Here is a 25430-nt window from a genome sequence, read left to right on the forward strand (position 1 = left end):
ATTTTATATTAATTATGTAATTAAACTAAATTTATGAGATCAAGCTAGAAGCTAAATTATCTTTTTGCTTATTTAGCTTGGAAAGTATTATTTTTATTTGATTAAGCTCTGAATGCGAGTCGATGATTGTGTTGATTTTGTTCTGAGGCATCTTTAGCTTATTTGAAATGGATACCACTTCTTTCTCTAAACGATTTTTGTACTCGGTTAGTGCTTTAATCGATTCTTCTAACTCTTCTTCTGTAGGACTTCGCATTTTTTATCTCAACAATAGCTCAAATTAGTAATATCCCCCTTTACTTATAAGCTTTTTGAGATAAGTTGATGATGCTTTTAGCAAAAAATCTTTGATACAGTTAAGAAGCATTGCGTTCTTAGGTCTCTTTGAGTGAAATTTGACGGTAAGTCTTAGGTTGAATTAAGTGATGACTTAATTAAGTCCTTACTTGATCGATTTTTTACTTACAGAGGCTAGGTAGTCAAAAGATGCTTGATGCTTTCTCTAGAAAAGTTGTAAGTGCTGACGCCAAGGGTGCAGCAATTGGAAGTGACGATCTTGCAGATTTAAGAAAGTACGTTGCAGATGCAAATAAAAGAATTGATGCAACCCTTGCGATAACTCAAAACGTTTCTTGCATAGCTGCAGATGCAGTAGCAGGCATGGTTTGTGAAAATACTGGACTTACTCAGCCAGGGGGACACTGTTATCCAACACGTCGAATGGCAGCTTGTTTAAGGGATGGTGAAATTATACTGAGATACGTTAGCTATGCACTTCTCGCAGGAGATCCTTCTGTTCTTCAAGATAGATGTCTAAATGGTTTAAAAGAAACATATTTGGCTCTTGGAGTCCCAACGTCTAATGCTATTAGGGCAGTTGAAATAATGAAGATTGCGACAGTTGCAATTATGACTGAGACAAATACAGGACGAAAAATGTTTAAAGGAATTAATTCTGGTTCAGGAGCACAATGTCAAGATATTGCTGCGGAGGCAGCATCCTATTTTGATCTTGTAATAGAGGCTTTAAGTTGACTAGACAACTTGGCTTTAAATTCCTCCCAAATCACTTCAAACTAATTCTTATTAAGTCATTATGAAATCTGCAGTTACAACCGTTGTTAGCGCAGCCGATGCAGCGGGAAGATTTCCTAGTATGAGTGATTTTGAGTCTGTGAAAGGTTCTTTTGATAGGGCCCAAGCTCGTTTAGAGGCTGCAGAAAAACTTGCTTCTTGTCTTGATAAATTTACGAATCTGGCGGTTGATGCTGTATATCAAAATAGTTCATATGAGCAAGCTAACAAAGATAAATGTGTAAGAGATATTCATCATTATTTGCGTCTTATTAATTATTGCTTGGTAACTGGTGGTACTGGTCCTTTAGATGAATGGGGAATATCAGGCATGAGAGAAATTATTCGTATCCAGCTATTACCAACTGCAGCATACGTAGAAGCATTTATTTTTATCCGAGATGAAATTAAGATCAATGATGTTATGAGTCAGCAGGCCGAAACAGAATTTAAAGGATTGTTGGATTATTTGATAAACGCACTTGCGTAAAAAAATTATGTTAATCAAAATATTTTATAGATTTTAATTAATTGTTTAAAATTGGGTATGGTTAATTATTTAGATTTAAATAAATATATTGAACTTTATCAAGATTTCTTGCATCCAAATCCAAATATTAATTCCCAAGCATTTTTGATCTTAAAAAAAGAATTTGAAGTTAAATTTATGAATAATCTTCTAGCTAATCTCAAGGAAGAAGATGTATTTATAAGAAGAAAATCAATATTAGCTTTGGGGTGCTTTGGAGAAAAAATATTAAAGTCGATCATTTCATTATATATAGATACTAAAAATCCAACGGTTAAAGTTAGTTGCCTTAAAACGATGATAAAGGTTGTAGTTAATTTTAATTTAGAAGAATTATCTCCCGACGAAATGTTAGTAATTGATTTAGCACTTAAAGATGACAAACCTGAAATAATATTGACTGTTATTTCTCTTTTGAGGCAATTAGGGACAACTGGTAGAAATATTTTGATGAAAACTTGTAGAGATAAAGACTTATTAAGAGCAAAAGCTTCTATTAGCGCCCTTTTAGAAATGAAAGATCAGACTGTTGATGATTTATTTGATGAATTATTAAATGATAAAACTATTGATCCAATGATAAAAGACGAGATTTTAAGAGATAGAATATTTTAATATCCTAAATTATTTCTTAGATTTTTTAGTCATCGATTTTTTTTATAGCTAATTTAATAATTGATCTAACATTTTTATCTTGCTCAACTTTAAGAAGTTCTTTGAGTGGGTTTATAGCTTCATTAATATTAAGTTGCATCATCGTCAATATGGAAGCTTTCCGAATATCTGGACTTTTATTTTCTAACTTTGATATTAATGTAGGAATTAAAGTTTCTATTCTATAAAGTTTGCCAATTAATTTAATAGCTTCAATCTGAACATTTTCAGCATTATCACTGATAGCATTTTCTACCAACTTGATTGCTTCTTGATCTTGCGACTGTCTAATATGTTCTTCAAGTGCTGAGATTGCGGCTGATTTAACGTTAGTATTTTTTGATTTGGCTGCTTTTTTTATTGCATTTGGTGCTTTCGCTCCAATAAATTCTAAACACCATGCTGCAAGACCATATTGAATTTCTGTGTGTTCTTGACTCTCTAAGACAATGATTAGATGATTTACAGCAGCCTCACCAAAAATTGCAATAGCACCAGCTGCTGAAAATTGCACTACAGAATCTGAATCATTGGTAAGTGCTTTTATTAAATGAGGTAAAGCTGTTGGATCTTCAACTAACTTTAAAGTCTTTGCTGCTGCTCTTCTCTGAATTACATTTTCACTATTCAGAAGAACATTAATCAACTCAGGTAAAGCTGCTGAACCAACTTGAGCTAATGCTTGTGCATGTCTTCTTCTCACTAAACCATTTTCATCACCAAGCCCTTTTATTGACAGCTTGATCTCGTCTTGATTTGATTTTTTCTTAATACTTATGTTGTCTTTACCTTCCTTGTTCTCTAATTTTTCTTCTTCGGTTTTCGCTTTACTTTTCATGTGAGTATCCATTTTTTTATTATCAACTTCAAATCACATTGTATAATAAGATTAATGAGTATCATTTAATCTTATTAATTGTATTTTAATAAATAATATCCTACTATATTCAGCATAATTTTATACTGAATATAGTAATTTCAGACGATTTACTAAACACAGATTTTTAAATATTCAAAGTGCAATCCAATCCATTTAATAATCTACCTAAAATCAATAAAAGAGATGCTATCAATATTCTTAGCAGACCAATTTCTGAAGTTAAGATTTTAGCGGATTATTATAAGGCGGTTTTCCACTTAGCCAATTTCCCATGTGAAGAATCAGAAATTGTACTTCTTGATTTTATTAAATATGACTATGAGAAACTTGAATATAAGATAGCAAAAAGAAAAGCAATAGAGGTACTTGCTATATTTGGCAGTAAAAAAGCGATACCAATCATTGCAAGTTTTCTAAACAACAATGATGATTACCTGGTTGAGAGTGCTGTTTGGTCATTAGGTAAACTTAAATGTAATGATATTGATGTCATTAACAACATTTGTTCAATATTACATAAACAATTTTATAATAAAAGGGTAGTCATTCAAACATTAACTAGTTTAGGAGTTAGAAAAGAAATTGCTAAGATTAGATCATTATCAATAGAAAAGCAGTCCTCGAATGGAATTAAAGGAGCTTCTCTCGCTGCATTGATAAAACTTGCTGGTGAGGATGATAAACTCAATGTTCTAAAGGATTTCTTGAGACTATCTAATCAAAATGATAGACATTGTGCAGTCCAAGATATTATAGATGCTGGTCATTTATCTGTTTTACCTTATTTAGTTAATGCTCCAATTTCTCCATCATTTAAATTAAAGGCAATAGATTCTCTTTGGATTGATGAAATAGTATATTGGAAAGATATAAAGCTGATTGAATCTCTTGACTCAGTCATTATTGATAATCCGAAAGATATAAATACTTTAGAGATTGATGGTTTTGAAAAAGATCTAATTTTTTTGATAGAGCAACTTTTTCATACAGACTTTAATAGATGTTATCAATCAATGAAAGAATTAAGGAAATTTCCTTCAGACGAAGTTTTGTATTATCTAAATCATTATTGGGATAGAGCCAAGTCAGATTATGGAGCAATATATTTCTTTATAAATGCATATAAACTACTATTAAATAAGCAATTATATGATAAGAAAATTTTAGAAAAAGTTGAATTTCTATTATCAGATAGTTGGCCTAATCATATGAAGTTTAAATCTTCAGCCATTGAAGTTTTGGGATGCTTAAATGAGAATAAATTCTATAATAATATAGATGAATATGCAGATGAAAGGCATACTCCATATTGGAAAAATCGATATGCAGCTTTGCTTGTATTACAAAAAAAGCAAATCTCTATAAAAAAGAGATTGGTTAAATTATTTTTGAATGATAATCATCGATTCGTCAGTTTAAAGGCGAAAGAAATTATTGCGTAGTTAATTTTCTTAGAGAAATATAATGATTAAACTTTAGCACCAATTCCTATCTATAAAATGATCAAAATTAGAAATTTTTTTAAATATTAATGGTCCAAAATTTGATCCCCAAATTTTCTTATTAGTCTCTATTTCGTATCCAGAATCTTCAGAAATAAGAGAGGTTTTATTTAATATAACATTACTTTTTACATAAGTTATTCCTTTATGGTGCTTTAGATGGCAATTCCTCCCAGGTTCTATACTCCCTTCATAATTACCGGGTTGAGTTTCTCTAAAATGCATAGAGCATCCAGACTGTTTATATAAATTATACTTCGATATTTTTTCTAAAATAGACATATCTAGTGCACCTCCAACTAATCTTTCTTTATCCTGAATTTTATGATTGCTTAAAATAAAAACTTCTTTTTCTTGCGATAATTTATTTATACACTGTCTATATGGATTCCATATGTCATGTTGATATCTTTGTTCTGAATAAAAAGAAAAACATTTATAAGTTTTAAAAAATAATGGTCGAAAATGTATTTGAATATGTGCAAAATTTCTTGGATTGTCTAAAGCTTGTTCCTTATTACTAAATATACCTGAGATTATCTTAGCAAATTCTAATATATGTTTGTTTTTCATCTTTCAGTATACAGTTTATTTTTTTGTAAAACGAATTTCTGATGCATAAGACGTTTGTAAGATGGCTGATGAATTTATTGATCTTGTAACAGAAGATCTGCTTCGTAAATTATTAGAGACAAACCATATTCTTTCTTCTGTACATATATGATTATAGTTTGAATGAATAATTAGAGTTCCATCATCAAGAAATTTATATAATGATATTAATTGTATTTCTTCAGTATATCCAACGCTTCTGATTATTCTCCCTTCTGTTCTAGAAACCTCTATTGGAATGAGTATACTTTCGCCAGACATCTTTTCTTTTTGATTCTCTTCTCCCCATTCACTTTTTGCTTCCCAATTAATTAGAAATGCTTGATTTCCTTGATTAGTAGTTTCTAGATTATCTTTTAATAACTCTCTAACTCTATGGTCGTTGCTTTTAACAGGAATTATTTTTACTCTGCTCCTTATTTCTTCAAACTCTTGAAATGCTAGTGAATGTCCGCTTCTCATTGAGTTCCATTCTCCAACACTCTTTAAGAAAAATTCTTCAATATTCATCTACTTCATTTGAATAGTGATTAATTTAGTTTTAGATAATGAAATGATTTCAAAATATCGCTTGTTGCAAAAGCTTTTGTTATGGAAGAGGTTTCGAGAAAACTTTTTGTTTTAAAACCAATCGGAGAATTCCATGACCTAATGTATGGAACTATATCTTCACCGAAAACATTATTGTATTCATCAGAATCTATTAGAAAATCAATATGAGCTCCAAAACCTAGTTTATTTATAATATTAAAACTTTCAGTCACTTCTATTTGACTTTTGATGGGTCTACCGAGGATATGCTTGTATCTTAGCTGGATAGATTTATATTGGCTAATGTTATCAAAGTAGAAATTTTTATAAATAGTTGATTTACAAACTCTTCTTGTAAATTCTCTTACTGTGATATCACCATTCCTTAGTTTCCTTTCAATATCAATTGGTCGCTCCGATTGCATTAAAGATAAGTTCCCAAAGATGTTTTTATATAATGCATTTGTTGCTACAAGTAATGCATCATCATCATTAGGAACAAATTCATTAATTTGAAGCTTATTTATTTCTGCATTTCCATTATTTATTATTTTGTAGTTATAACTTTCAATCTTTTCTCTTCTATAACTGCTCATAACTCTGTTATGTATTAAATTTTCAAATTGTTCAGGCTTGGTTTTAGATGTGGCTGTGAATTTTTCTTTTTCACCTGGCATAGATGCGCCTCTTATATGTAACCCATATAAGGTTTTTTTACTTCCTGATAGTCTACTTTTATTATACTTGACTGGATTTTCATTTATAGATTCCCCTCCTATTTTGAGCGCTTTAAATGGAATGCTTGACATATCAATATGAAGTACTGAGTAAGTTTAACAATATAAAGAGAATAAATATAAATATTTTCTTTTTAGTTATCTAAATATTTAATACTTGTTTCGAATTCATTGACTTTTCTGTTGAGTCCCTGAGACTCTATTTTTATTGAAACCAGCTATTGTTGCTAGTGCAAACATTCCAAGTAAAGCTCCCCCAAGCATTAAACCTGCGCCCTGGCTTACACCTGCTCCAACAGCAACAATAATTGAATCACTTATCAATAAACTAATTATTAAGGCAGGGGTGAAAATTCTCCAACGTGTTCCCCCTATTCCTAATGCGTAGCTTAAAAAATCAAAAAGTCCAGTCATTAGGAGTCCAGTCATTAGAAAGAAATTTCCTTCTAGTTGATTTTGATTGAAACCCTCAATTCTTTTCATGGCTTTTACCCCAACTAATTTCCGAACAGGAGTACGCCCGAAATTCCGAGCTATAAAAAATGCTAACTGACAAAAAATTAGGTCAGATATGAATATAGTTAAATAGCCTGTTTTAAAACCAAGCAATGATCCAGCCAAAAGTGAATAAACAGAACTAGGCAATGCTGGAAGGATCACACTTATTCCTCGAAGTATAAGAATTCCAAGAGGTGCCCAAATGCCCATTTCTTTAACTACACTTCTTAATGGTTCAATTCCATAGGTCTGAATCAAAAAGACTAGTAAAATGAAAGCACATGTTAATAATGCAATGAGAAGGGTTTTCTTTAATTTTTCTTTTTTCAAATTGAACTCCTGGCTATAGAGGATAAGCTTTTAAAAGATTTCTAATTTAATTATCCTATTTAAAATGTATTTATTTAAGTTAATCCATAAACATTTACGTGACTTATAAAATATCAATTTAATGAATTTTTGCAAGATACTAAACAAATTATTAAAATTTGAAATCTGATGGCCACAACTCCTTTAAGAAACTTGGTTACTGGAGGAGCTGGCTTTGTGGGTTCTCATTTGGTTGATCGTTTAATGAGATCTGGAGAAAAAGTTATATGTTTAGATGATTTTTTTACTGGGAGTAAAGAAAATATTGAATATTGGTTTGGACATCGATCTTTTCAGTTTATACATCATGATGTTACTGAGCCAATCACACTTGATGTTGATAGGATTTGGCATTTAGCTTGTCCAGCTTCTCCAATTCATTATCAATTTAACCCCATTAAAACAGCTAAAACTAATTTTATTGGAACATACAACATGCTTGAATTGGCTAGGAGAGTAGGAGCTAGAATATTATTTGCTAGTACTAGTGAAGTTTATGGAAATCCCGAAATACATCCTCAACCAGAAAATTATAACGGTAATGTAAATCCTATAGGAATTCGAAGTTGCTACAATGAGGGTAAGCGGGTCGCAGAATCGTTATGTTACGACTATGTGAGAATGCATCATGTAGATATAAGAATTGCAAGAATATTTAATACTTATGGACCTCGAATGTTATTAAGTGATGGAAGACTTATTAGTAATTTGTTAGTTCAATCTATACATGGAGAGGACTTGACTATTTATGGCAATGGTAATCAAACACGAAGCTTTTGTTTTATTGATGATTTGATCGATGGTTTGATTCTATTTATGAATTCTTCAAGTTTAGGTCCTATGAATTTTGGGAATCCAGAAGAACTATCGGTATTAGAAATAGCTAATCTGATAAGAAGTGATTCTATAAAAAAAGTAAAATTAAAGTTTTTAAATGAACTTGAAGATGATCCTTATAGAAGAAAACCTTCAATTGATTTTGCACGAAAACAATTAAATTGGCAACCTAAAATAATATTTAAGGAAGGATTGAAAATTACAAGAGAATATTTTCGGGAAAAATTAAATTTATAAAAAGTAAATAGTTAATCAACTATTTACTACAATATATCAATTAAACTATTTTTATGAATTAAAAGTTATGAGAGGCCCAACAACTTTATTCTGAATAGTGCTAAATTTTTTGATTGTATTGGATTTTTAATTAGGAAAGGGTGTGTTTTAATTTTTTCAAAAGTTATTTTTATTTTATCTTCAATACTAATATCATTATTTTTTTCTAAGTCACAGTCTTTCCATGCTGCATCAAATGCCATTGCAAAGCTGTCAGCATTATTATATGAATTTCCATTAGAAGCTTCTAAATTCATAAGGACAGGATATGATATAAAATATTTAATAAGAATATTAAAAATAGGTAAGATAATGGATTTATGTAATCATTGTTTAATTTATTTGATAATCCCTAGTTTGAATTAGTTCTTAGATAAATAAGCATATTAAAGAATTAGCGGATAAATGATTTCAAACCCAACATAATTAATATTTTTTGTTTAGGATGTGGTCTAGCGTCAAATGTTGATTTTGCCAGATGTAAACGATATTTTAGTTTTATTGATTGTGATTTTTATCGTGATCGTTAACTGCCTTCGAAGAAAATCGAAATAAAAAATCCAGTGTTTTCACTTAAAAAAATTTTTTATTTAATCTAAGTAATCTGTTTAGGTATAGGGGTTGTCTTTTGATTCTTGTCAATGTTGGAAATTAATTATCTCTGAGAGTTGTTCCAAGCCTCAAAGCTAGAACTCCAGCAAACATGACCATTAAAAAGGATATTCCAGCAAGATCAGGTGAATTGATTCCGAGACCTGATGAGAAATCAACTTTTGATAAATCAAAAGTGCTTTGAACTCCAAGTAAAAGGTTCATCATCTCTTTACTTCTAATTTCCATAATGCTAACGCAATATAGAAATGATCTTTTCTTTTTCTAGCTTTCAGGTTCAACTCTCATGCGATTTTGTAATATTTAAGCTGTTCTTGAATTGTTTTTTAGGGTACTCAAAGAATTTTAACTTGGTTTGATCTAGGCTTACATCCAAGATTCTTTTTTACTCGTTGAAAAGAGAAAAAGGGGCTTGTCTAATAGACCCTCTAGTAGGATTTTTTGGAAATATCCGTGGTTTAACTACATTCAAGAAATAGCATTATTGATTTGATATTCAATTAATCTCCAATCATTCGATAGCAGTTTGTTTCAAGCCTAATGTGCCTTTTCGTAACCCAATTGCCTCTTTTTTTTATTTTTGTTGAAATTCCTTTTTTAGTGCAATACCTAAGCTGAGTGAAAATTGTCGGAGAAACAATTACAGACTTCTTATCACGAATAAAGAAATACAAAAAATCTTTAGTTTGCGCAACTAATCATCTTATTGGAGTTGGCAATGCTTCTCTGATTGGTTGATTTATGTGATTGATCCCGGCAGAGGATTATTCCAAAAAGAAGAGACGAAAACATTTTTCTCACTCCCTAACTTCTTTGCCGCTGGTTAGGCAAGTCGATATAATACAAAGATACTATTTGTCTAAGCCGTTGACTAAAAGTTTTTCAATAACAAAAAGATATGGTTTTGAGTAGGCCTGATGAAGACCAGTTGCGAGTGTTTTCTTGCTAGAGCGTAAGAAGAGCTCAGCAAATATGTTTGAAGGGATTTCAATATGCTTATGGTTGAAGTCTTAACAGGTTGGGTTGAAGATTGGCATGCTTTTGTAAGGAGCTAAAAGCACTTTGAAGAAAATCATTAGAAACCTTCTGTGAGAATTTGGTAGTGCAGTCGGCTAGAAATTGGACTTATGAGAGGAAGAAAACACCTTTCAGTTGGCAAAAACACATTAGTTTTTCAGATCCTCGAATATTTTTTTGTATTTATAGGAAAACCATAAAAGTGTTGATATAGAGACTAAAAAAGCACCCAATGAGGTGCTTTCAGTATCCAAAAATTCCAATTTTAGATGGTGCCAGGACCCAGATTTGAACTGGGGACACGGCGATTTTCAGTCGCCTGCTCTACCAACTGAGCTATCCCGGCCTATTACTCTAATAATCTACCAATTCGTTAGTACCTTATTGAAAAACAAATCGAAATTTCCTTAATTTTCTTTCCCTCCTTTTAAAAGTAACTTTGAAATGATGATGAATTTAAATGGCATGGGAAAGGGACCTTCATGTCTTAGTAGGAATGTCTTTAATCATCCTTACTAATGTTTTATGAGCATCTGAACAGTCCTGAAGAACATGATCAAATTGGATGTCTATGGTTAGATCATCAATTTTTAGCTCAATTGATTCTGCGCTCAGGCTTATCATTTTTGCTGATCTAAAAGTTTCTATTTTCCCGTAATATTTTGCATAAGCATTGACGGCATCTTGGTGATCTTTGTTCATATGATTGCATATTCTTGTACTCGATAATTTGGTAATAGGTTCAGAATTCATAGGTTTTTATTATTTGATGATGAGATGGCTTGCAATGCAATACTAGCCACTCCTGCAGCAGGTGGCCTATTGCAAATCTTTATTGGGATACCTATTTCTTTTTCTCTTATTTTTTTCCAAGTAATATTTTTTGCACCTCCTCCAATAGTAATTATTTGCCTTGGTAGATCAGCGCCTATTTCATGAAGTTTTTGCCATCCTCTAGCTTCAATTTTTGCTAATCCCTCTAATAATGCATGAAGATAAAGAGAATCACTTACTGGCCTGGGTCCAAGTTTAGGTTGTAAATTTGGATCATCGATGGGGAACCTCTCTCCTTTTTTTGATAATGGAAGAAGATCTATCCCTGTTGATTTATAAGGATTAATTTGCTTACTTAATTCTTTGATATATTCCAGATTAAAAAAATCGAGTAGAATTGCGCCGCCTGCATTAGACGCCCCTCCAGAAAGCCAAGTTCCTAATATTTTATGATTTGATATGCCTTTCCCTGCAAGGGGCTTTTTGACAAACTTCTTAATAACTATTGTACTTCCAAGTATTGTAATCCCATCATTTTTATTAGGGCATGTTGCTAAAACGCCTGCATTTGAATCTGTGGTTCCTGCTATTACTTTTAGATTTTTAGGTAAATTTAATTCATCTGCTTTTTTATTGCATATAGTTCCCATTAATTGACCTGAAGAAATTATTTTAGGGAGACATTTTAGCCAGCTTAAATTTTTGAATTTTTTTGGCCATGAATTATTTACTACTTCCCAACCCATCCTAATGTTGTTACCTTCTTCTCCATATTCCCAATTATTTAAAAGCCATCCACTAAGCCAATCTGCTTGGTGTCTCAAGATGATTTCGTCACCATATTCGGCTAAAAGCCTTAATGCTCTCCCAACACTTCCACTTAAGCTGGAGCCGGCACATTCTTTTAAAAAGAGATTGTGAATTTCATTTTTATATTCTGAACAGGATAAGAAATAAGGTAGAGCCTTTCCCATTGGAATCCCATTATTTCTACATGCTAAGAGTGTTCCAGATGTTCCTGCTACAGAGCATGAAACTAATTTTTCTTTTAGATCTTTTGGAACTTCTTGAGTTAGTTTTTTAAGGCAATATATCCAGTCTTCACATATCTCCAGACCTGTAGAGTATCGCATTGACGATGTGTACAATATTTGTTTCTTAGTATTAATTATTGCTATTCTTAAGCCTGTTGTACCAAGGTCTATGCCAAGTACAAGAGATTTGATCAGCATTGAAATTTAATTTTAATTTGTTTCATATATGACTTCTCAATTCTTTGGCTTTTTGAGATACGTCCTCCCATGGGAGAAGAATATCAGTTCTGCCAAAATGACCATAGGCAGCAGTATCTCGATAAAAACTTCCACCTCTAATACTTGGTAGGTTTTGAAGATTGAAAGTTTTAATAATTGCGCCTGGCCTTAGATCAAATTGATCTTGTACAAGTTTCGTTAGTTCATTGTCTGAAATCTTCCCCGTACCAAATGAATCCACAAGTATTGAGATCGGTTTGGCAACTCCTATTGCATAACTTAATTGAACTTCAACTTTTTTTGCAAGATTTGCTGCAACTAAAGCCTTCGCAACAAATCTTGCTGCATAAGCTGCAGATCTATCAACCTTTGTAGGATCTTTCCCTGAGAAAGCACCTCCTCCATGTCGAGCATACCCACCATAGGTATCAACAATTATTTTTCTTCCAGTTAGACCTGCATCGCCTTGTGGACCTCCAATCACAAACTTCCCAGTTGGATTAACAAGAAAACGAGTTGAATCTTGAGAGGGCTTTAGAGGTAGGTCTTCAGTAGCAGGTTCAACAACAAATTTCCATAGGTCTTTTGAAATTCTCTGCTGAACTTCTTTCTCAAGAGTTAATCCATCGACTTCAGATTGATGCTGGGTAGAAATCAATATTGTGTCTATAGAGGAAGGTACTCCGTTTTCATAAGAGACACTTACTTGGGTTTTCCCATCAGGTAATAGATAATCAATCATTTTTTGATGCCTTACAAATGCAAGTCGCCTAGCTAACCGATGAGCAAGACTGATTGGTAATGGCATTAACTCAGGAGTCTCGTCGCAAGCAAATCCAAACATGATTCCTTGATCTCCAGCACCAACTTGATCTAGCGGATCAGTTGAGTGATCCTCTGCTTCATCTACTCCTTGAGCAATATCAGATGATTGCTGATCAAGTGCTACAAGGACTGCGCAACTATTCGCATCAAATCCACCAGCACTAGAACCCTCATATCCTATTTTTTTGATTACTTCTCTTACAAGCTTATTGAAATCTACTTCTGCTTTAGAGGTTATTTCTCCAGTTATTAAGCATAACCCAGTATTAACAACTGCTTCGCAAGCGACTCTGCTGGTTGGATCTGCACTTAAGCATGCATCTAAAACTGCGTCACTAACTTGATCACAGATTTTGTCTGGATGCCCTTCAGTGACAGATTCAGATGTGAAAACGTATCTACTCATTTGAAATATTAATCTTAATTATTTTAGTAGCTTGAATGAATTGTTAATTCATTCAAGTTTTTTACAAGAAATCTTGTTTCAGTAAGAATCGGGGGGGTTTCCCAGCCACCAGTGAAGCCTATTACTATTGGAATATCAGCTTTTTTGGCCATTTTTAAATCAGTATCAGCATCTGAAATAAGGGCAAATTCCGATGGTTTTAAGTGCATTTTTTTGCAAAGTTCTATAACTGCCTCTGGTTTGGGTTTGGAAGGTTTATCCTCTGCACTCCAGAAATAATCAAAGATACCCTCTAATTTGTTTTTGATGATAAATTCTTCAATTCCTTCTTGAGTATCATTTGTCATTAATGCAATGCTTACTTTTTTGTTTCTTAGAGAAACTAATAGATCAAATGCTCCTGAAATTAAAGTTCTATGCTTTTTCATTCTAGATCTATTAGTAGAAAGGAAAATATCTACTTCATCGAAGATTTCTTCACTTATTGAAAGTGATTTAAACCAATCAAAACCAAACAATGTGAAAATTGTTGCAGTAGATAAAATATTATTCTCTTTAGATGCAATCGCAAGACTTGCATTAGCAGAAAGAGATTGTTTTGTTAATCCATAAACAGATTTAAGTAACCTTTTTAATAAAGTAATTCTAAGATTGTTTATTTTTAATTCTCTAAATTTTTTACCTGCAAATTCTATTCTGGTTTTTGCTAGTTCTAGTAAGCATTTTTCACTGTTTGATAAAGTTCCATCCTTGTCAAATATTATTCCTTTAATTAAACCAACAGAGTTATTTCTTATAAATAATTCTGCCATCTCAATAAATGTAAATAATCAAATAGTCATTACTGCAATAGGATCTTCTCCTTCTTCCGCTTGCTCAAGAAGCATTTGTTTGTATCTTGCTGCCATCTCTTCCGCTTTATCAAAAACTTTCTGAGGATCTGTCAGCATATCTCCAGGTTCTGGCTCAAGAGCTTTTGTGGAAAGGGAAATTCGGCCTCTTTCAGCGTCCAGATCTATTATCATTACTTTCATTTGATCGTTAACATTCAATACTGAGTGAGGAGTTTCAATATGCTCATGACTTATTTCAGAGATATGTAGAAGTCCACTTACACCTCCGATATCAATAAATGCACCATAGGGTTTGATTCCTCTTACTGCTCCTACAACAACTTCTCCAACTTCAAGGCGATTCATTTTTCTCTCAACCAAGGCCCTTCGATGACTTAAAACAAGCCTATTTCTCTCTTCATCAACTTCTAAAAATTTCAATGGTAGAAAGTCTGCTACTAGCTCTTCTTTTGCTTTTCTAGTACTAATATGTGATCCAGGAATAAATCCCCTAAGACCTTCAACTCTAACGAGAGCCCCACCTCTATTAGTAGCAAAAACCTCTGAGTAAATTGTGGCATCCTCTTTTTGTAATTGTCTAACTCTTTCCCAAGCTCGTTGATATTCAATTCTTCTAATCGATAAAGATAATTGGCCGTCTTCATTCTCTTCAGTCATTATAAAAAATTCTCTAATTTCTGTAGGCTGCAAAACATCACTCAGCCCTTCTACTCTATTAATGGATACTTCTTGCATTGGCATAAAAGCAGCTGTTTTGGCGCCAATATCAATCATTGCTCCTTTGGATTCAAGAGCAAACACAGTTCCATTAACTATGTCGCCAGGTTTAAAGTTGTAGTCATATTTGCTTAGTAAAGATGCAAATTCATCAAGAGTGAAGCCTGCACTTTCAAGATCAGTCTTAGTAACTCTGCTTGAAGAATTGTCAGCAGTTGGAATGTCCTTAGGGATTTCCTCTTCTTCTTTTAACTGATTAGTGGAATTTTCTTCAAATTCTGTATTTAAGGAATTTGTTGAGCTTTCTTCAGGTATTGATGTTTCTTTTTCAGGATTTGTTTCTTGAGCTTTACCTGCTGGATTTTCTGACATGCTTGAATGGCGGTCTGCCTTTTTAGGACAGTGCGATAGAAATACAAAATGGCCCGCCGACCAAATTGAAATTAAATTCTACTTTATTGATAGGTCTTTCTAGTTAAAGAACTGATGCCAATTGTTCTTTTTTTATTGGTTTTAGTGATTCAAGGGTTTTCATGAAATCATTTATTCCATCAAATTGTCTGTAAACAGAGGCAAATCTGATATAGGCAACTTCATTAATATCTTTTAAATGTGTAAGAACCATTTCTCCAATCTCAATTGTTTTAACCTCTTTGCGAACACCTCTATGGAGTTCTAATTCTATTTCGTCAACGATAAATTCAACTTTAGATGTATTTATAAGTGTTTTTTCACATGCTCTGTTTAAACCATTGATTATTTTACTTCGATTAAATAATTCTTTTGCCCCGCTTTTCTTTAAAACAGTGATTGGTATTGTTTCTACTCTCTCATAAGTAGTAAATCGGAAGTCGCAATTTAAGCACTCCCTTCTTCTTCTTACACTTCTTCCAGAATCAGCTGAACGAGATTCAAGAACTCGGCTGTCTGTGTTTTGACAAGATGGGCACTGCATGCAGCCCTTTTGAATAATTTAACCAACTTTAAACATTTATTTGGCTTCTGAGAAGGGGCAAAATAAATAAACATACTTTTTATTTAGAAAAAATGTATGTTTTAGAGATTAAATCAAAATAACTTTTGATTTGTAATTACACAATAAAAAAAGCCCTGACGTTAAATCAGGGCTTTTTTTATTGTGTTTTACTTGTCGTACTTTGGAGGATCGCGAAATGCGACAGCAAAGAACAAGGTTACAAGTGCCAAAGTGAGTATTAGCACGTAGGAGAAAGCTTCCATCTAAGTTCTCGGTAAAAAGGGGGTAAAGAATCCTGACTTAGGCCCGACCAGGCATTCGGCGTGTTGAATCGTCTCCAAGTTTTTTGAAGAGACCAAACTCAACTTGATCGCCTAGCTCTGGATCGATACCTGAGAATCTGTCGCCGAAGAGAGTCCTTGCGGCGTGCCACCAGTGACCAAATAGGAATAACAAGCCAAAGCACAAGTGTGCATAGGTGAACCATGCTCTTGGAGAGCTTCTGAAAACACCATCAGACTTGTAACGATCTCTGTCAAACTTGAAGGCTTCTCCAAGTTGAGCCTTTCTGGCGAGACGCTTAACAACTACTGGATCAGTAAATGTTTGTCCATTTAATTCACCACCATAAACAGTAGCTTTAACTCCTGTTTGCTCAATGGAATACTTAGCTTCAGCCCTACGGAAAGGAATGTCAGCTTTAACGTTTCCATCCTTGTCTTCAAGAATGACAGGGAAGTTTTCAAAGAAATTTGGAATTCTTCTAACTTCTAAGTCATTACCTTCGCTATCTGTAAATGAGATGTGACCTTGCCATCCACTTGGCACTCCATCGCCATTAACCATTGCTCCCACTCTAAATAGACCGCCTTTAGCAGGACTATTTCCGACATAGTCATAGAAAGCAAGTTGCTCAGGTATAGATTCGTAAGCTTCCGCTTTTGAAGCCCCATCATTCATAGAATCTTGAACTCTACGGTTGATTTCAGTTTTGAAATACCCAGAGTCCCATTGATATCTGGTAGGACCAAATAATTCGACAGGAGTTGTAGCTGATCCATACCACATGGTTCCAGCAACTACGAAGGATACAAAAAGAACAGCTGCAAGAGCACTTGCAAGAACTCCCTCTAAGCTTCCAAGCTTTAAAGCTCTATAAAGCCTTTCACCAGGTCTGTTGGTGATATGGAATATTCCACCAATTATTCCTAAAAGTCCTGCCCCAATGTGATTAGCGACAATTCCTCCGGCATTGAATGGATTAAATCCCTCTGCACCCCAGACTGGAGCGACTTTTTCTACATGCCCGGTTAATCCATATGGATCAGAAACCCATATGCCAACGGTTGAGCAATGAAATGCCCCAAAACCAAAGCATGTTAAGCCAGCTAGGAAAAGATGAATTCCAAATATTCTTGGAAGATCTAAAGCGGGTTCACCAGTGCGTGAATCTTCCCATAATTCAAGGTCCCAGTATGTCCAGTGCCATACGGCAGCGAGCATCAAAAGACCACTGAAAACTATATGAGCTGCAGCAACCCCTTCGAAGCTCCAAAAGCCGGGGTCTACTCCGGTTGCACCGGTTATATCCCATCCGTTCCAGCTTCCTGTAATTCCTAGGCGGGCCATAAAGGGCATGACATACATGCCTTGGCGCCACATTGGATTAAGTACTGGATCAGAAGGATCAAAAATGGCCAATTCATATAAGGCCATTGAGCCGGCCCAGCCGGCTAACAAAGCAGTATGCATGAGGTGCACGGCCAAGAGGCGGCCAGGGTCGTTGATGACGACTGTGTGCACCCGATACCAGGGCAATCCCATGGGTCAGGTTCGTATAACGAAGCTGCTTAATGCAGCAAGACTCGCATGATCGTAAATGGTATTGCTTGAGTTAATGCACAGGATGTAGAGACCTGAAATGACTTTTGACACTCTTGGATGAAATCTTGCACGTTTTCAGTCGCTTATATTGGTGAATATCCAGTGATAGACTAGAAAAAAGTAAAAAGAAAAGAAAAAAAAGAAATTTTCAAATTTAAAGTGATTTTGTAATTTTAAGCCGTTTCCGTATCAACCCAATTTCAAAAAACTGAAATTTTTCGATCAAATACGCGTGAAAAAAAATTTTTTAGAAATTTTTTAAAGCTCTTACTAATCCCAAAAATATTTATCTCGAAGTTTTTAAAACAAAATTTTTCGGCAAATTACAAAATCTCCATCTCTTTGATCCAAATCTCAGTTTTATTGCTGAAGGGATATATAGTTTGTTTCAGTAAAATTGTTCTGAGTAAAAACCTCGGTTATGGAAACCACTAGTTTTGGATTTGCCGCAAGTCTTTTATTTGTTGGCGTACCAACCATCTTTCTCATTGGTTTATTTGTCTCCACCAGCGAAGGTGAGAAATCAAGCTTTTACTCAGATTCAAGTAAAGGTAGATTGAGCCCTGAACCTAAAAAGTAATCGAGAAATTTTTTTGAGAAAGGATGATCTCGGGCAACTCTCTGAGATCCTAATAGTTGTTGAGCTTTGCTTATGAGTTATTGCTGGAAAAAAATTTTATCTAACTATACGCTTAGTACATAATGTTTGCTTTTGAATAAATTTACTAAAAAAAAAGAGTGGAATTTAACTAAAACAATTCTTCCTCAGCACACTGATCATGCAGGAGTTATGTGGCATGGGTCTTACTTTAATTTCCTAGAAGAGGGGAGAATTGATGCTTTGAATAAAGTTGGAATAACATATTCAATATTATCTAAAAAAGGATATGAAATACCTGTAATTTCAGCTCAGATTAAATATAAAATATCTTTTACACATGGTGAAAAATTATTGTTAAAAAGTCAATTTAATCTTGTAAATAAAATAAAACTTAAGTGTAAAACTTTGTTTTTAAAAGTAAATGGTGATATTGGAGCAGAAGCATTGATAGAATTAGTTCTGGTTAGAAAAGAAAAAGATTCAATAAAATTAGTAAGACAAGTTCCTCCTGAAATTAAGAAATTTTTTTTACTCCTAGAAGAGGGTCCTAAAATTTAAATGGTTGTTAATTCTATTTCTGGTAATACTTTTCTTCATTGGAGAAGAAACATGATGCTCAAAGGAGGTAGAAAAGTAGATTTTGATTGGCTTTTAGATATCGCAGCAGGAGTTTCTTGGAGTCAATTACAAAACATAATTTTGAATCCAGAGAATTTTATTTCTTTAGAAATCTCAATTGAAGAATTAGAAGTTCTTTGGAAATCTCATTTAAGAGATCAAACTCCACTTCAATATTTGATTTCAAAGTGTCCATGGAGAGATTTTGAGTTAGAGGTTTCAAGCTGTGCTCTTATCCCTAGGCAAGAAACAGAATTTTTGATTGATTTTGCTTTAAATAAAGTGTCTGATATGAATTCTGGTAGGTGGGCTGATCTAGGAACAGGTTCTGGACCTCTTGCGGTATCTTTAGCGAAAGCTCTTCCCAGTTGGAATGGACATGCCTCTGATATTAGTAAAGATGCCTTAGAGCTAGCAAAAAGAAATTTAAAAACATTAGCTCCCAATTCGAATGTGAGTTTTTCTTTGGGGAATTGGTGGGAACCTTTAGAAAAATGGTGGGGATATTTTGATTTGGTTTTAAGTAATCCTCCTTACATACCCTCAAAATTAATAAAAGATTTAGAACCAGTTGTAAAAAATCATGAGCCACTTATCGCTTTGGATGGTGGAGAGGATGGAATGAATGCGTCAAAAAAAATAATTCTTGGAGCATTAAATGGCCTTGCTAAAGGAGGTTGGTTAATTATTGAACATCATTATGATCAAAGTGAAAAGACTCTTAATTTTATGAAGAATATTGGAATGGAAGAAGTCTCCTTTGAAAAAGATTTAGGTGGTATCAAGAGATATGCTATTTGTCGCAAAAAATAAAAATGAGCACTAATCAATTTGAAATTTCTGACTTGGCCTCGAAGTTAAAAAAGGGATCTTTAGCTCTATTTCCTACAGATACTTTGCCAGCACTTTGTGCTTACCCTCAATTCTCTGAGAAAATATGGACTATCAAGAAAAGGCCCTCAAACAAGCCGCTTATATTGATGGGAGGATGTTTGGATGATTTGTTTGAGTTTGTTAAACCTTCAGCTATTGAAGACGGTTTGAAATTGGCAAAAAATTATTGGCCCGGAGCGTTAACAATTGTCCTTCCAACAATAGGCAATTTCTCTAAGAATTTGAATTCCAATTCTAATTCTTTAGGTCTAAGAATCCCAGCTCTAAAACTTGCAAGAGATTTGCTAATGCAAACTGGTCCTCTAGCTACTACAAGTGCAAATATTTCTGGACAACCTCCTGTTAGAGATGCACTGGAAGCTTCGATTCAATTCCCTGGAATACCTAGACTTGCTCCTGTTCCTTGGCCAAAGTCTTCTGGAATAGCAAGCACAGTTGTTGAATGGAAAGAAGGGGAATGGAATTTGTTGAGGTCTGGCTCGGTTATTTTGAATAAAAAGTAACCAATGCTTTATTTGCTGGTAACAGTTTTATTTTTGCAGTCTTTTTTTTGGTGGTTTTTGAAGTACCCCATAATTAGTCTTGAGTGGATTTCTCAATTAAAATTTTTAAATCTTTTTCTTGCTACTCTTTTGATCTGGATGATCAGTGGTAAAGCCAAATAGATTTTCTTTCTAGAATTTTCGAATGCCGGCTAACAGATTTGAACTGATGACCTTCGCTTTACAAAAGCGCTGCTCTACCGCTGAGCTAAGCCGGCAATTTTTACATCTTACCTAAGAAAGGAATCTAAAAGTTGATCCAGATAGGAAATTTGTTGAAAATACTTTTTAAAAGATCTTTTTATCTAACCCAACAAATTAGTGACATCTTTTAATTGGTTAAGAACTTTACTCTGTATCTTCAGTTTGTTTGGAATTTTCTTCTGACTGATTCATGCTCTCTTTAAGTTTAATTTGACCAGTCATAGTTCTTTTTATTGGGAGATTTGCAACTAGTGCGGTCATGCGATCTTCTGTCTCAAGACTGACTGCGCCTTCATTAACATCTATCTCTACATATTTTGCTACCACTTCTAGTATTTCTTTTCTCATTTGATCTAAAAGCTCTGCGCTGAGATCGGATCGATCATGAGCCAAAACAAGTTGCAACCTTTCTCTAGCTGTGCTTGCGCTCGCAGGCTGTCTACGTAGTAGCTTGTTGATAATGTCTCTAAGTGTCATTGCCATTTCTTTAGAAAATTTTTGTTTGCATTAGTCTTCTAAATTTCGCCCCAATTCCCGAATTCTCCTCTGCGGGATCAATAAGTGGAATATCTTCTCCTTGTAATCTCTTGGCAATATTTAAATAACATTTTGCTGCTGGTGAATTAACGCTATTTAAAGTTAGAGGCTCACCTCTATTGGTGCTGACAATTACCTGTTCATCTTCAAGTACAAGGCCAAGCAAAGGTAAGGCTAAAATATCAGTCACATCATCGATAGAAAGCATTTCTTGGTTGGCCATCATCTTTGGCCTAACTCTATTAAGAACTAATTGGACTGGTTTTATAGCATTTGTATTAAGTAAGCCAATTACTCTGTCTGCATCTCTTACCGCTGACACCTCAGGATTGGTAACTACAATTGCTTCTTGAGAAGCAGCCATAGCATTTTTAAATCCATCTTCAACTCCTGCCGGGCAGTCTATTAAAACGTAGTTGAACTGTTCTTTTAGCATCTCGACTATGCGCTTCATATCTTCGGGTTTTAACCAATCAAGCATTCTTGGATTTCCAGCAGGAAGTAAAGATAGGTTCGATTCTTGTTTGTGCTTCACTAAGGCCTGATCAAGTCTGCATTCCTCCTCTAAAACTTCTTGTGCGGTATAAACAATTCGATTCTCAAGACCTAATAGTAAATCCAAATTTCTCAGACCAAAGTCTGCATCTAAAACAGCAGTAGTTAGCCCCTGCCTTGCTAGTGAAATTCCGAGATTCGCTGTAAGGGTTGTCTTGCCGACCCCACCCTTCCCTGAGCAAATAAGAATGACGCGCGTATCTGTCGCCACGGACCTCCTTGAATTCGTCAAACTTTAGTTCGATTTTGATGAAGAAAAAAGCTTTATTGTGAGATCGGTTGCATTGGGTTTGCTTTTGAAGACATCTCTCATGTTTTAAGTAGGAATTTCCTCTTGTTTCTGTTTGAAAGTTTTAGTTGCTTTGATTTATTAAACTATGTTGTCTCGAGAGGTGAAATTATAATTTCTTCGGCATATATTCTTGCTTGTTCTGCGAGACCAAGTTGAGGCTTTTCTTTGGGTCCTCTAGCAACCTTTTTAGCTATTCTTAGTTGAACAGGTCTGAGTTGAAGTGCGGAAATAGTTGCTTTAGAGTTCCCTTCGCTGCCTGCATGGGCAATTCCAAGAAGTCTTCCCCAAATAATAATATTTCCCTCTGCACTAACTTTTGCCCCTGGATTAACATCTCCAAGTATTAATAAATCCCCAGGGCTTTCAATATATTCCCCTGACCTGACAGTTCCTTGATGAAAGTTTGTTTTTGAAAAAGTTAAAATTTTTTCATTTATCTCTAAGGGTAGATTTGAATTATTTTCAAGAATGAATTGAGAATTGTAACCTAGTGATTGAGAGCTTACTATTGTTTTTGATGATGTTGAACAAAAACCAATTATTTTACAATTATAGTAATTAGCAATTGCGTTTATTTCCATTATATTTTTACATGAAAGATCTAGACTTTTACAATCGATCTCGATTGTTCTTGAGTTCAGGATTTTCAATTTATTTTTTAAACATATTATCCAATCTGAATATTTACTATCTTTGATATTGATAATAATTTTTTGAGGTTTTGAGTTCATTTTTAATAATGTTTGATTTTGAGCTTTTCTATTTCTATTTTTAAGTCACTTTCTATTTCCTTTGGATAAATTAACCATGAAGATTGGTTAGGCTCAATTAATCTTTCAACTAATGGTGATGCTTTCTCTAGAGCCTGTAGGTTTTCCCCATCCCATATACGAAGACCATGTTTATAAGGATGATAGCTTTTAACTATTTGCTCTCGTAATCCACATGAAATATCTGGTTCAATATAATATTTTTCTGATAATGTTCTAGCTTTTGCTAGAGCTTCTAGCCTTGTCTCTAACGAGAAGGAGGATATATTTAATGCTTTTAATAAATTTCTATTTATAAAACGTTTGCAGAGATTAGATAGATTATCAGAATCAGATTCTTGCCATTTATTGATATGGTAACCTGTCACGATATCATCATTAGATAAAAAACATTCTAGACTCATTTTTTCATGATTCCATAACCATTCAGACATGTTTTTATCAGCCCATAGTTTTTTAGGACCAATCTTTCTTGCTGTTTGTATGATTTGTTCTAATAACCAATTACAAACCTCGTTTAGTCTATGATTATATACGCTCCTGTACATTAGATTTCTTATTACTAAATAATGTTCAACTGCCATTAAACCTTTAGGCTGAATTGCTAAATCTCCATCTGGTGCAATTATCATTGCTGAGATTATTCGATCAATATCTAGCTGTCCATATCTGGCTCCTGTTGTATAACTGTCTCTCATTAGGTAGTCGAGCCTATCACAATCAAGCTGACTACTTATTAAGGCAATTATTGATTTCTCTGATGCTTTTCTTGATTGGATTAAATCTGAAATTGCTTTTGCATTTCCTTTGCCATATTTATTAAGTATCATAGTAATCTCTTGATTTGAATTTATTAATTTTGCCGTCCATGTTTCATGCTTAATTTTGAATATTTCCTCACTTGTATGACTTAGTGGTCCGTGACCTAGATCATGTAAAAGAGCAGCACCGTAGAGAATGAATTTGTGCTCTTTTAATTTAGAATTAAATCCAGACAAATGGTTGATTGCTCTTCTTGCAATATGAAATACGCCAAGAGAATGAGTGAATCTGCTTGATTCTGCACCATGAAATGTTAAATATGCAGGACCTAGTTGTTTAATTCTTCTCAATCTTTGAAAGGGGGAGGAATCTATTAATTCCATCACCATTTTTTCTTCAGGGATTGAACTGTTTAATGAAATGGATTGATGTAGAGGATCGTAATAGGTTCTTATTGGCATGCTTGCTCGATTTATTCGCTAATTATTTGTTCTTCTTTTTCTTGACTTTCTTTTAATAATTTCTCTGAGACTTCTTCTTTGTCCAATGTGGCTTGCATGATCAGCTCAGCATCTGAAAGCCACCTGTCTTCATCAGAGCCTGGGTTAAGGGGCTCAGGCATCTCCAAGAGTCGATCAGGATCTATTCCAAGATTCTGAATGTCTCTTCCACTTGGAGTTAAATAGCTGGCAACTGTTACCGCTAAACCACTACCATCACTGAGATTGCTCAAAGATTGTATTAGGCCTTTGCCAAAAGTTTTACTGCCTATAAGTTCAGATCTTTTATTGTCTTGTAAGGCCCCAGCAAGAATTTCACTAGCACTTGCTGTACCCTCATTTACAAGCGTAACCATAGGCCCGTCATAAAGGGTTTCTATCCCAGAGCCGATCGGATCATTTATTGCATCTCTCTTCTTAGTTTCAACAATAGGCATGTTGCTGAGGAAATCATCTGCAACGGCAAGTCCTGAACTTACAAGACCTCCGGAGTTATTTCTTAAATCCAAAATCAGTCCATCTATTTCTTTAACAGTCAGCTCCTCCAGTGCTTCTTTGACTTGCTCAGGCACTCCCTCGCTAAATTGTGTAATTCTTAAGTAACCAAATGTATGAGATTCATTTCTTATCCTTTTGGTTCTAACTGGTCTTAAATCAACGCTTCTTCTTTCTAAAGAAATCTCTTTGATTTCATTGTCAGGTTGCTCTAATTCAACAATTACTTGAGTTCCGGTTTGCCCTCTCAATTTTGCTGCCGTTGCTTCAAGTCCCAATTGCTTTGGAGATTGTCCATTAACTTTTTTTAAGATTGTTCCACTTGTTATGCCTGCATCTGCAGAGGGAGAGCCTTCAAGGGGAGAAATGACAACTATTTCACCATCCTCTTTTCTCGCTCCCAATTGAAGCCCAACACCATTGATTTCACTACCTATGTTGCTTTTTTTCATTGCTTCGTAATCATCAGGTCTCAATAGGCGCGTATAAGGGTCACCAAGAGGAAGAAGCATTGCTTCTATTGCTGAATAGGCTTGCTGAGAATTGTTTATTGGTTTTTCAAGGGCTTTTTGACGAAGTTTTTTCCATTGAATTTCATCAAATTTACTAGGTACCAGATAACCCTCATTTACTAAATTCCAGGCTTCAATAACAAGCATTTGTCCGTCATTAAGAGCAAAAGCTGGTTTTAGTAAAACTTGAAAGAAAATTCCGAAACTAATTAAAAATGCAAAAATTCTTTGCAGTGATTTAGTCAAAGATTTAACAGATGAAAACATTGGATTGATCTTTTGCGGCGACCAAGGAGCACATCGAGTAAGATATTTGGAAACACTAATCATA

General features: G+C 34.1%; 31 protein-coding genes and 2 tRNA genes. 9 read left to right on the forward strand and 24 right to left on the reverse strand.

Annotation, left to right across the window (positions count from 1 at the left end; genetic code table 11):
- Positions 1-31: 31 nt before the first annotated feature.
- Positions 32-256 carry a DUF8630 family protein gene (locus tag AC6EIW_RS09680; protein WP_498520421.1) on the reverse strand — a complete coding sequence of 75 codons (225 nt, stop codon included), beginning with the start codon at positions 254-256 and terminating at the stop codon, positions 32-34.
- Between the two features lie 230 nt (positions 257-486).
- Here AC6EIW_RS09680 and cpeB point away from each other — a divergent pair, with 230 nt between their 5' ends.
- The 3 genes from cpeB to AC6EIW_RS09695 all read left to right on the forward strand — a co-directional run bounded on the left by cpeB (position 487) and on the right by AC6EIW_RS09695 (position 2218).
- Positions 487-1035 (forward strand): phycoerythrin subunit beta, encoded by a 549-nt coding sequence (gene cpeB / locus AC6EIW_RS09685; RefSeq protein ID WP_498520422.1) that lies wholly within the window; start codon positions 487-489, stop codon positions 1033-1035.
- A 61-nt stretch (positions 1036-1096) separates the two neighbouring features.
- Positions 1097-1564: a C-phycoerythrin subunit alpha gene (gene cpeA / locus AC6EIW_RS09690; protein ID WP_498520423.1), complete on the forward strand. Its 468-nt coding sequence runs from the start codon at positions 1097-1099 to the stop codon at positions 1562-1564.
- A 57-nt stretch (positions 1565-1621) separates the two neighbouring features.
- On the forward strand, positions 1622-2218 hold the full coding sequence (locus tag AC6EIW_RS09695; protein ID WP_498520424.1) for a glycosyltransferase: 597 nt from the start codon (positions 1622-1624) through the stop codon (positions 2216-2218).
- Positions 2219-2243: 25 nt separating this feature from the next.
- Here the strand turns inward: AC6EIW_RS09695 and AC6EIW_RS09700 are convergent, their stop codons facing one another.
- Positions 2244-3107, reverse strand: coding sequence for a HEAT repeat domain-containing protein (locus tag AC6EIW_RS09700; RefSeq protein ID WP_498520425.1), 864 nt, complete (start codon positions 3105-3107; stop codon positions 2244-2246).
- Between the two features lie 167 nt (positions 3108-3274).
- Here AC6EIW_RS09700 and AC6EIW_RS09705 point away from each other — a divergent pair, with 167 nt between their 5' ends.
- Entirely contained in the window at positions 3275-4579 is a 1305-nt protein-coding gene (locus AC6EIW_RS09705; protein WP_498520426.1) for a HEAT repeat domain-containing protein, read from the forward strand.
- Between the two features lie 33 nt (positions 4580-4612).
- On the opposite strand, the gene AC6EIW_RS09710 is transcribed toward AC6EIW_RS09705, so the two are convergent.
- From AC6EIW_RS09710 to AC6EIW_RS09725, 4 genes are all read right to left on the reverse strand, one after another.
- Positions 4613-5212 (reverse strand): chromophore lyase CpcT/CpeT, encoded by a 600-nt coding sequence (locus AC6EIW_RS09710; protein ID WP_498520427.1) that lies wholly within the window; start codon positions 5210-5212, stop codon positions 4613-4615.
- A 15-nt stretch (positions 5213-5227) separates the two neighbouring features.
- Entirely contained in the window at positions 5228-5761 is a 534-nt protein-coding gene (locus AC6EIW_RS09715; RefSeq protein ID WP_498520428.1) for a phycobiliprotein lyase, read from the reverse strand.
- 20 nt (positions 5762-5781) lie between these two features.
- Positions 5782-6591 (reverse strand): phycobilisome rod-core linker polypeptide, encoded by an 810-nt coding sequence (locus AC6EIW_RS09720; protein ID WP_498520429.1) that lies wholly within the window; start codon positions 6589-6591, stop codon positions 5782-5784.
- A 96-nt stretch (positions 6592-6687) separates the two neighbouring features.
- The gene (locus AC6EIW_RS09725) at positions 6688-7314 is read right to left on the reverse strand and encodes a TVP38/TMEM64 family protein (RefSeq protein WP_498521646.1); all 627 of its coding nucleotides are present in this window, start codon (positions 7312-7314) and stop codon (positions 6688-6690) included.
- Between the two features lie 201 nt (positions 7315-7515).
- Between AC6EIW_RS09725 and AC6EIW_RS09730 the strand changes: the two genes are divergently transcribed.
- The gene (locus tag AC6EIW_RS09730) at positions 7516-8460 is read left to right on the forward strand and encodes a UDP-glucuronic acid decarboxylase family protein (protein WP_498520430.1); all 945 of its coding nucleotides are present in this window, start codon (positions 7516-7518) and stop codon (positions 8458-8460) included.
- A gap of 65 nt (positions 8461-8525) precedes the next feature.
- Here the strand turns inward: AC6EIW_RS09730 and AC6EIW_RS09735 are convergent, their stop codons facing one another.
- The 12 genes from AC6EIW_RS09735 to psbB all read right to left on the reverse strand — a co-directional run bounded on the left by AC6EIW_RS09735 (position 8526) and on the right by psbB (position 17757).
- A complete protein-coding gene (locus AC6EIW_RS09735; protein WP_498520431.1) occupies positions 8526-8756 on the reverse strand; it encodes a hypothetical protein in 231 nt (76 codons plus the stop codon).
- Positions 8757-9150: 394 nt separating this feature from the next.
- Positions 9151-9339, reverse strand: coding sequence for a photosystem I reaction center subunit XII (psaM, locus tag AC6EIW_RS09740; protein WP_498520432.1), 189 nt, complete (start codon positions 9337-9339; stop codon positions 9151-9153).
- A gap of 272 nt (positions 9340-9611) precedes the next feature.
- Entirely contained in the window at positions 9612-9785 is a 174-nt protein-coding gene (locus AC6EIW_RS09745; protein ID WP_498520433.1) for a hypothetical protein, read from the reverse strand.
- A gap of 613 nt (positions 9786-10398) precedes the next feature.
- Positions 10399-10474: transfer RNA gene (locus tag AC6EIW_RS09750), tRNA-Phe, on the reverse strand.
- A gap of 134 nt (positions 10475-10608) precedes the next feature.
- Entirely contained in the window at positions 10609-10881 is a 273-nt protein-coding gene (locus AC6EIW_RS09755) for a DUF2470 domain-containing protein (RefSeq protein WP_498520434.1), read from the reverse strand.
- Complete coding sequence (locus AC6EIW_RS09760) at positions 10878-12134, reverse strand: FGGY-family carbohydrate kinase (RefSeq protein WP_498520435.1); 1257 nt, start codon at positions 12132-12134, stop codon at positions 10878-10880. The genes AC6EIW_RS09755 and AC6EIW_RS09760 overlap by 4 nt, the downstream gene beginning before the upstream one ends.
- Positions 12135-12156: 22 nt before the next feature.
- Positions 12157-13386, reverse strand: a complete 1230-nt coding sequence (gene metK, locus AC6EIW_RS09765) for a methionine adenosyltransferase (RefSeq protein ID WP_498520436.1) — start codon at positions 13384-13386, stop codon at positions 12157-12159.
- A gap of 23 nt (positions 13387-13409) precedes the next feature.
- Positions 13410-14198, reverse strand: coding sequence for an HAD family hydrolase (locus tag AC6EIW_RS09770; protein WP_498520437.1), 789 nt, complete (start codon positions 14196-14198; stop codon positions 13410-13412).
- An 18-nt stretch (positions 14199-14216) separates the two neighbouring features.
- Positions 14217-15329 carry a 30S ribosomal protein S1 gene (locus AC6EIW_RS09775; RefSeq protein ID WP_498520438.1) on the reverse strand — a complete coding sequence of 371 codons (1113 nt, stop codon included), beginning with the start codon at positions 15327-15329 and terminating at the stop codon, positions 14217-14219.
- Positions 15330-15432: 103 nt separating this feature from the next.
- Positions 15433-15912 (reverse strand): transcriptional regulator NrdR, encoded by a 480-nt coding sequence (gene nrdR, locus AC6EIW_RS09780; RefSeq protein WP_498462195.1) that lies wholly within the window; start codon positions 15910-15912, stop codon positions 15433-15435.
- A 188-nt stretch (positions 15913-16100) separates the two neighbouring features.
- Positions 16101-16196, reverse strand: a complete 96-nt coding sequence (locus tag AC6EIW_RS09785) for a photosystem II reaction center protein T (RefSeq protein WP_011294325.1) — start codon at positions 16194-16196, stop codon at positions 16101-16103.
- A 37-nt stretch (positions 16197-16233) separates the two neighbouring features.
- On the reverse strand, positions 16234-17757 hold the full coding sequence (gene psbB, locus AC6EIW_RS09790; RefSeq protein ID WP_498520439.1) for a photosystem II chlorophyll-binding protein CP47: 1524 nt from the start codon (positions 17755-17757) through the stop codon (positions 16234-16236).
- A 481-nt stretch (positions 17758-18238) separates the two neighbouring features.
- Here psbB and psbM point away from each other — a divergent pair, with 481 nt between their 5' ends.
- From psbM to AC6EIW_RS09810, 4 genes are all read left to right on the forward strand, one after another.
- Complete coding sequence (gene psbM, locus AC6EIW_RS09795; RefSeq protein WP_269609630.1) at positions 18239-18397, forward strand: photosystem II reaction center protein PsbM; 159 nt, start codon at positions 18239-18241, stop codon at positions 18395-18397.
- A 132-nt stretch (positions 18398-18529) separates the two neighbouring features.
- Positions 18530-18976, forward strand: coding sequence for an acyl-CoA thioesterase (locus tag AC6EIW_RS09800; RefSeq protein ID WP_498520440.1), 447 nt, complete (start codon positions 18530-18532; stop codon positions 18974-18976).
- Positions 18977-19849 (forward strand): peptide chain release factor N(5)-glutamine methyltransferase, encoded by an 873-nt coding sequence (prmC, locus tag AC6EIW_RS09805; protein ID WP_498520441.1) that lies wholly within the window; start codon positions 18977-18979, stop codon positions 19847-19849.
- Positions 19850-19851: 2 nt separating this feature from the next.
- Complete coding sequence (locus tag AC6EIW_RS09810; protein WP_498520442.1) at positions 19852-20433, forward strand: Sua5/YciO/YrdC/YwlC family protein; 582 nt, start codon at positions 19852-19854, stop codon at positions 20431-20433.
- A 185-nt stretch (positions 20434-20618) separates the two neighbouring features.
- On the opposite strand, the gene AC6EIW_RS09815 is transcribed toward AC6EIW_RS09810, so the two are convergent.
- From AC6EIW_RS09815 to ctpZ, 6 genes are all read right to left on the reverse strand, one after another.
- Positions 20619-20690 (reverse strand) — tRNA-Thr (locus AC6EIW_RS09815).
- A 130-nt stretch (positions 20691-20820) separates the two neighbouring features.
- The gene (gene minE, locus AC6EIW_RS09820) at positions 20821-21159 is read right to left on the reverse strand and encodes a cell division topological specificity factor MinE (protein WP_498520443.1); all 339 of its coding nucleotides are present in this window, start codon (positions 21157-21159) and stop codon (positions 20821-20823) included.
- A gap of 4 nt (positions 21160-21163) precedes the next feature.
- On the reverse strand, positions 21164-21979 hold the full coding sequence (gene minD, locus AC6EIW_RS09825; protein ID WP_498462200.1) for a septum site-determining protein MinD: 816 nt from the start codon (positions 21977-21979) through the stop codon (positions 21164-21166).
- A gap of 164 nt (positions 21980-22143) precedes the next feature.
- On the reverse strand, positions 22144-22791 hold the full coding sequence (locus AC6EIW_RS09830) for a septum site-determining protein MinC (protein ID WP_498520444.1): 648 nt from the start codon (positions 22789-22791) through the stop codon (positions 22144-22146).
- Between the two features lie 2 nt (positions 22792-22793).
- Positions 22794-24053, reverse strand: a complete 1260-nt coding sequence (locus AC6EIW_RS09835) for an HD domain-containing protein (RefSeq protein ID WP_498520445.1) — start codon at positions 24051-24053, stop codon at positions 22794-22796.
- A gap of 11 nt (positions 24054-24064) precedes the next feature.
- Complete coding sequence (gene ctpZ, locus AC6EIW_RS09840) at positions 24065-25366, reverse strand: carboxyl-terminal processing protease CtpZ (protein WP_498520446.1); 1302 nt, start codon at positions 25364-25366, stop codon at positions 24065-24067.
- Between the last annotated feature and the right edge of the window lie 64 nt (positions 25367-25430).

The organism is Prochlorococcus sp. MIT2308 (assembly GCF_059772345.1).